The sequence below is a fragment of the Acidovorax sp. HMWF018 genome, assembly GCF_003061035.1.
Taxonomy (GTDB): domain Bacteria; phylum Pseudomonadota; class Gammaproteobacteria; order Burkholderiales; family Burkholderiaceae_C; genus Acidovorax; species Acidovorax delafieldii.
The window spans coordinates 1-6181 of the sequence record NZ_QAIM01000635.1 but is presented as its reverse complement, the minus strand read 5'-3'; the positions used below and the strand labels follow the sequence as shown (position 1 = coordinate 6181).

The window sequence follows — 6181 nt, the reverse complement described above, 5'->3', positions numbered from 1 at the left end:
CGGCGCATCACTGCCGACCCCACGGTGCGGCTGCAGGCGGCGCGCCAGCCGCTGCGTGTGCCCAAGACCCTGTCGCAAGCGCAGGTGGAGGCGCTGCTGAACGCGCCCGACCTGGGCAACCCTCTGGGCCTGCGCGACCGCACCATGCTGGAGCTGATGTACGCCAGCGGCCTGCGCGTGACCGAGCTGGTCACGCTCAAGACCTACCAGGTCGGCCTGAACGAAGGCGTGCTGCGGGTGATGGGCAAGGGCAGCAAGGAGCGCCTGGTGCCGTTTGGCGAAGAGGCGCGTGCCTGGCTGGAGCGCTATCTGAACGAGGCCCGCGGCGCCATCCTGGGCGGGCAGCAGACCGACGACCTGTTCGTCACCCAGCGCGGCAGCGGCATGACGCGCGTGATGTTCTGGGTCATTGTGAAGAAGTGGGCGCAGGTGGCGGGTATCACGGTGCCGCTGTCGCCGCACACGCTGCGCCACGCGTTTGCTACGCACCTGCTCAACCACGGCGCCGACCTGCGCGTGGTGCAGCTGCTGCTGGGCCATGCGGACATATCTACCACCACCATCTACACCCACGTGGCGCGCGAGCGGCTCAAGTCCCTGCACGCGCAGCATCACCCCCGTGGATAGCGTGCAACACCACACTGGCGTGGGCTGAGCGGCGCGCCAGACCGGTTTTCCCACACCACAACAAGGAGACATTGCATGAAAAAACTCATCACCAGCGCACTGCTGCTGGGGGCTGCCACCCTGGCCATGGCGCAGACCTGGCCCACGGCCAAGCCCATCCGCCTCATCGTGGGGTACCCGCCGGGCGGCGGCATCGACTTTGCCGCACGCACCGTGCAGGTGCCGCTGCAGGAGCTTCTCAAGCAGCAGATCGTGGTGGACTACAAGCCCGGTGCCGGCGGCATGCTGGCGGCGACCGAGCTGACCCGGGCCGCGCCCGATGGCTATACGTTGCTGCTGGCCAATACCGGCCCGTTCGCTATCGCACCGTACTTGCAGCGCAAGATGCCGTACGACCCGCTCAAGCAGTTCAGCTACATCGGCCAGATCAGCCAGGGCAGCTACATCGCGGTCACCCGGCCGGACCACCCTGCCAAGGACCTCAAGGAATGGGTGGCATGGGCCAAGGCCAACGCTGGCAAAGTGAACTTCGCATCGGGCGGTGCGGGCACCTCCACCCATCTGAATGGCGAGCTGATGAACCAGGCGACCGGGCTGGATGTGACGCATGTGCCCTACAAAGGCAGCGCCCCGGCTGTGCAGGACTTGATCGGCGGACAGACGCAGTTGCTTATCGATGCAGGGCCGGTGCTGCTGCCGCAGGTCAAGGGCGGCAAGCTGAAGGCGCTGGCAGTGACGGGCCCGCGCCGCGACCCGCAGTTGCCCGACGTGCCAACGGTCGCTGAACTTGGGCTCGGCGGCATGGAGTCCGTCGGTTTCCAGGGGCTGGTAGGCCCCGCAGGCATGCCCAAGGAGGTGGTGGACAAGCTGGCCGCCGAACTGGCCAAAGTGCTGGCGCAAGCGGAGGTGAAGGCCAAGTTTGCGTCCACAGGTTCGGAGGTACATTCTCTCGGGCCCACGGAATTCTTCAGCTTTGTGAAGGGCGAGAACGACAAGTGGGCCAAGCTGATCCGCGAGCGCAAGCTCGAACTGGATTGACGGGTAGACCGGACGGCCGCCCATCGAACTCTTCTCCATTGGCTCTCACCATGAATCTGCATTTTTCTCGCCGCCGGTTGGTGGCTGCCGCTGCGGTCGCGTTGGCGGTCTCGCCCGTCGTGGCTTCGGCCCAGGCGTGGCCCGCCAAACCCATCCGCATCATCGTGGCCTACCCGGCGGGGGGCGTGAGCGACAACATCGCCCGCGCGCTGGCCGACAAGCTGGCCATTCAGCTGGGCACCCCCGTGGTCATTGAAAACAAGGCAGGCGCCAGTGGCAGCCTTGGCGTGGACGCGGTGGCCAAGGCGGCGCCCGATGGCTACACGCTGGGCTTTGCGGCGGTCAGCCCCCTGGCGCTCAATCCGCACCTGGGCAAGTCCCCTTTCGATCCGCAGAAGGACATTGCGCCCGTGGTCAGCGTGATGTATTCGCCCGTGCTGCTGCTAGGCACGCCGGCGAGCCGTGCGACCGACTTCAAGGATCTGATCGCGCGTGCGCGGGCCCAGCCCGGCACGGTGCGATGGGCCACGTCGGGGCAGGCGTCGCTGGGGCACATCATGCTGGAGCAGATCCAGTCGGTGGCCCAGGTGCAGATCACGCACATCCCCTACAAGGGCGGTGGCCAGCAGATGAACGACGCTCTGGGCGGGCAGTTTGAGGTGCTATCGACCAACGCCGGCCCGGCGGTGCTGCAGCACATTCAGGCGGGCAAGCTCAAGCCGCTGGCGGTGGGGGCCCCGGCGCGGCTGGATTCGCTGCCCCAGGTGCCCACGCTGGCCGAGCTGGGGCAGCCAGCGGCTAATCTCTCGTCCCTGTTCGGCCTCTATGCCCCGGCGCAGACGCCCAAGACGGTCATCACACGCATCAATACTGAGGTGAACAAGGCGCTGGCGCTGCCGGACATCCGCGCCAAGCTCGATGCCACCGACAACGTGCCCACAGGCGGCACCACGGCCGAGTTCGCGCGCCAGATCGCGCTGGAGTCTGAGAACAACGCGCGCATCATCCGCGCGGCGAGCATCCAGGGCAACTGATCGTGTTCAGGGGTTGAAGCCCCCGAAACGCCACAGGCCCTGTCAAAGCAGGGCCTGCGGGCTTTTAAGGGGAAGAACGGGACTATTCTTCGTTCAGGCTCTCTGCCCAGGTCAGCGCCTGCAGGTGGGCCCAGTTCACCTGGCGGTTGGACAGGTGCAGCGCATCGGCGTTCTTGGCAAAGGCCACTTCATCGCCGCTTTCGCAGGCCTTGGTCAGCTCCAGGAACGGGGCGAACACGCCGGTGCCACGCAGCAGGGCGTCCATCACGGGTTCGGGCAGGGCCACGGACTCCAGCGCCTTTTCGAGCGGCACGCCCAGCATGGTGTCCAGCAGCGAGAACACGCCCACGACGAAAGCGTTGTCGCATTCTTCGGGCGGCAGCAGCTCGGCGGCCAGCAGCTCCATCAGGCGGCCGCGCACCACGGCGGTCTGGCCCACGGCTGGTGGCGCACCACCGGCACGCGAGGTGGTCATCAAGAGGGCCGCCCAGCGGAACAGCTTTTTCAGCCCCAGGATCATCACCGCGTGGCGGAACGAGGTGATCTCGCACGACAGGCCAAAACCCGACGAGTTGATGAAACGCAGCAGGTTGAAAGACAGGGTGGGGTCTTTCTTGAGCAGGTCTTCGATCTCCGCCGTGCTGGCCTGTTTGCGCACGAGGTTGATGAGCTGGATGATGGTGGCCTGCGAGGGGCGGATGGTGGTGGCCTTGACCAGCGAGGGATGCGCAAACCAGTAGCCCTGGAACAGCTTGACGCCCAGATCGCGCATCAACTCGTATTGCGCAGCCGTTTCGACCTTTTCGGCCACCAGCGTGGCCTTGCTGTGGGTGGTGGCAAATTTGACCAGGGGGGCCGCCAGCTCGGGCTTGAAGGCCTGCATGTCCAGCTTGATGAACGCCGCCATCGGCAGCCAGCTGGTGTAGGCGCGCTTGAGGGCCTGCTGGTCAAACGCGAGGCGAAAGCCACGTGTGCGCAGCGCCTCCAGCGTGGGCACGCGGCCTTCGATTTCTTCGGGGGTGGCGCTGTCGGGCAGCGGTGGCACCTCCAGCACCACCTTTTCGGGGTGGATCAGCTCCAGGTGGCCGCCCGAGAGGCTGTCATGCGTGCAGTTGATGAACACCGTCTTCTTGCCGACCAGGGCCTCGGTGCCCGCGTAGGACAGGGCATTGAACAGCAGGGCTGCATCGCTGGCGGCGGTGTGTGAGTCGGACGCGGTGGAGCGGTCGAACAGCTCGTAGCCATAGACCGCGCGGCTTTCGTCCACGATGGCCTGGCGCGCAATGATGGCAAGGTTCTCGTCCACGGGATCGACCACAGGCGCTGCGGCGTCCGGGGTGTCTTGTTCGGGTGTGCTCGACATGGGGTCCACTGAAATGAAGGGCTGGCGATCATTCTAGACCGCCGGGCGTTGGCAGAGAACCAAAGTCTGAACAGGGGCCGCCAGCGTGGCGGCGGTACCTGTCAGTCGCTGATGTGGTCGGCCCAGGCCAGCGCCTGGAGGTGGGCAAAGTTGATCTGCTGGCTGGTCAGGTGCAGCAGGCCGGCAGCGCGGTCAAACACGGCGTCGTCGCTGGACTCGCAGGCCTCGGCCAGGGTCAGCAGGTCACCCAGGAAGCCTTCGCGCCGCAGCAGCGCGGCCGCCACGGGTTCGGGCACGTTGAGCAGGCCAATGGCCGACTCCATGGGCATGGAGAGCATCACATCCAGCAACGAGAAGATGCCCACCACAAAGGCCTGGTCGGCTTCCTCGGGGGGCAGTGTCTCCAGTGCCAGCAGCTCCATCAGGCGCCCGCGCACCACGGCGGTGTGGCCCACCGACGACGGCGTGCCGTTGTTGCGCGACGCGGTCAGCAGCAGCGCCGCCCAGCGGAACAGCTTTTTCAGGCCCATGAGCATCACTGCCTGGCGGAAGGAGGTGATCTCGCGCGACAGGCCAAAGCCGGCGGAGTTGATGAGGCGCATCAGGTTGAAGGCCAGGCCCGCATCCTTTTTGAGCACCTCTTCGATCTCGTCGGTGCTGGCCTGTTTGCGCACCTGGTTGATCAGCTCGATGATGCTGGCCTGCGACGGCGTGAGCAGCTTGGTCTCGACCAGGGCAGGGCGGGCAAACCAGTAGCCCTGGAACAGCTGCACCCCCTGGCTGGACACCATGTCGTACTGCTGGGCCGTCTCCACCTTCTCGGCGATCAGTTCGGCCTTGCAGTGGCGGCCCGCGTAGCTGATCAGCACCGCGAGCTGGTCGGGCGCCAGCACCGACAGGTCCAGCTTGATGTAGTCCGCCAGCGGCAGCCACGGCGCGTACGCCGACTGCAGCACCGTGTGGTTGAAGGCCAGGTGAAAGCCCCGGTCGCGCAGCTCGGTCAGGATGGGCAGGCGCGTGGCGACCTCTTCGGCGGCCGCATGGCCCAGGGGCGGAATCTCCAGCACCACCTTGTCGGGGTCCACCAGCTCCAGGTGGCCGCCCGACAGGCTTTCATGGGTGCAGTTGACGAAGATCAGCTTCTTGCCCACCAGCTCCTCGGTGCCGGCGTGCGACAGGGCGGTGAACACCAGGATCACGTCGGTGGCGGCCGTGTGGGCGGCGCCGCTGCGCGAGCGGTTGAACAGCTCGTAGCCAACCACCACCTGTTGTGCGTTCACGATGGCTTGGCGCGCAATCATGGCGACCGACGATTGGTTGCCCGGCGGTGGCGCGGGCGGTGTGCCAGGAGTGACGGCTTGGGTCATGGGCGTGGGCTTGGTGTTCTTGAAAGAGGGTGCGCTGGCGCGCTGGGGGCATCGCCAAGAATTGTAGGAGCCATCGTATTCCCCTCAGATCGTCAACACATGGCTTGGTGATTAGGCCTGCTGCAGCCAGCGCAGTTCGGCGTCGCTGAAACCGGCGCTGCGTCGCGCCGACTCATTGAACGGTGGCTTCAGGCGGGGGGCTTCGTACCGCTGCACCAGCGTGCCGTAGAGGGTTTCCGGGTCCTGGCCCGCGCGCTCGCACAGCCAGCGGTACCAGTGGTTGCCGATGGCGACATGCCCCACCTCGTCGTGCAGGATCACGTCCAGGATGGCAACGGCGGCCAGGGCGTCGGGCGTGCCCACCTGGCGCAGCTTGGCCTGGATCTGCGGCGTGGCGTCGAGCCCCCGGGCTTCCAGCGTGCGAGGCACCAGGGCCATGCGGGCCAGCACGTCGTGCTGGGTTTTCTCGCACATGGTCCACAGCCCCTGGTGGGCCGGGAAGTCCCCATAGTCGTGGCCCTGGCTGCGCAGGTGGTCGCGCAGCAGCCTGAAGTGCTTGGCCTCTTCGGCCGCCACGCGCATCCAGTCCTGGTAGTAGGTGCGGGGCATATCGTCAAACCGCCACACGGCGTCCAGCGCCAGGTTGATGGCGTTGAACTCGATGTGGGCGATGGCGTGGATGAGGATGGCCCGGCCCTCGGGGGTGGCGGGCGACCGGCGGGCCACCTGGGTGTGGCGCAGCAGTTCGGGGC

Annotated in this window: 6 protein-coding genes; 3 read left to right on the top strand and 3 right to left on the bottom strand. The window is 66.6% G+C overall.

The window, feature by feature from the left end; all coding sequences use genetic code 11:
* The 3 genes from DBR23_RS26835 to DBR23_RS26825 form a co-directional block, all read left to right on the top strand.
* Window positions 1-627, top strand: a 627-nt coding sequence (locus DBR23_RS26835; protein ID WP_233250774.1) for a site-specific tyrosine recombinase XerD, incomplete at its 5' end; no start/stop codon positions are given.
* Between the two features lie 75 nt (window positions 628-702).
* Window positions 703-1665 carry a tripartite tricarboxylate transporter substrate binding protein gene (locus DBR23_RS26830; RefSeq protein WP_108500108.1) on the top strand — a complete coding sequence of 321 codons (963 nt, stop codon included), beginning with the start codon at window positions 703-705 and terminating at the stop codon, window positions 1663-1665.
* A gap of 50 nt (window positions 1666-1715) precedes the next feature.
* Window positions 1716-2699: a tripartite tricarboxylate transporter substrate binding protein gene (locus DBR23_RS26825; RefSeq protein ID WP_108500107.1), complete on the top strand. Its 984-nt coding sequence runs from the start codon at window positions 1716-1718 to the stop codon at window positions 2697-2699.
* A gap of 82 nt (window positions 2700-2781) precedes the next feature.
* On the opposite strand, the gene DBR23_RS26820 is transcribed toward DBR23_RS26825, so the two are convergent.
* From DBR23_RS26820 to DBR23_RS26810, 3 genes are all read right to left on the bottom strand, one after another.
* On the bottom strand, window positions 2782-4062 hold the full coding sequence (locus tag DBR23_RS26820) for an EAL and HDOD domain-containing protein (RefSeq protein WP_056061670.1): 1281 nt from the start codon (window positions 4060-4062) through the stop codon (window positions 2782-2784).
* 101 nt (window positions 4063-4163) lie between these two features.
* Window positions 4164-5429 (bottom strand): EAL and HDOD domain-containing protein, encoded by a 1266-nt coding sequence (locus DBR23_RS26815; RefSeq protein WP_108500106.1) that lies wholly within the window; start codon window positions 5427-5429, stop codon window positions 4164-4166.
* Between the two features lie 111 nt (window positions 5430-5540).
* The coding region (locus DBR23_RS26810) for a ferritin-like domain-containing protein (RefSeq protein ID WP_108500105.1) at window positions 5541-6181 on the bottom strand (641 nt) is incomplete at its 5' end.

Coding starts and splice junctions, on each gene's coding strand:
- DBR23_RS26820 (WP_056061670.1), bottom strand. CDS start 4,062: ATGTCGAGCACACCCGAACAAGACACCCCGGACGCCGCAGCGCCTGTG.
- DBR23_RS26815 (WP_108500106.1), bottom strand. CDS start 5,429: ATGACCCAAGCCGTCACTCCTGGCACACCGCCCGCGCCACCGCCGGGC.
- DBR23_RS26830 (WP_108500108.1), top strand. CDS start 703: ATGAAAAAACTCATCACCAGCGCACTGCTGCTGGGGGCTGCCACCCTG.
- DBR23_RS26825 (WP_108500107.1), top strand. CDS start 1,716: ATGAATCTGCATTTTTCTCGCCGCCGGTTGGTGGCTGCCGCTGCGGTC.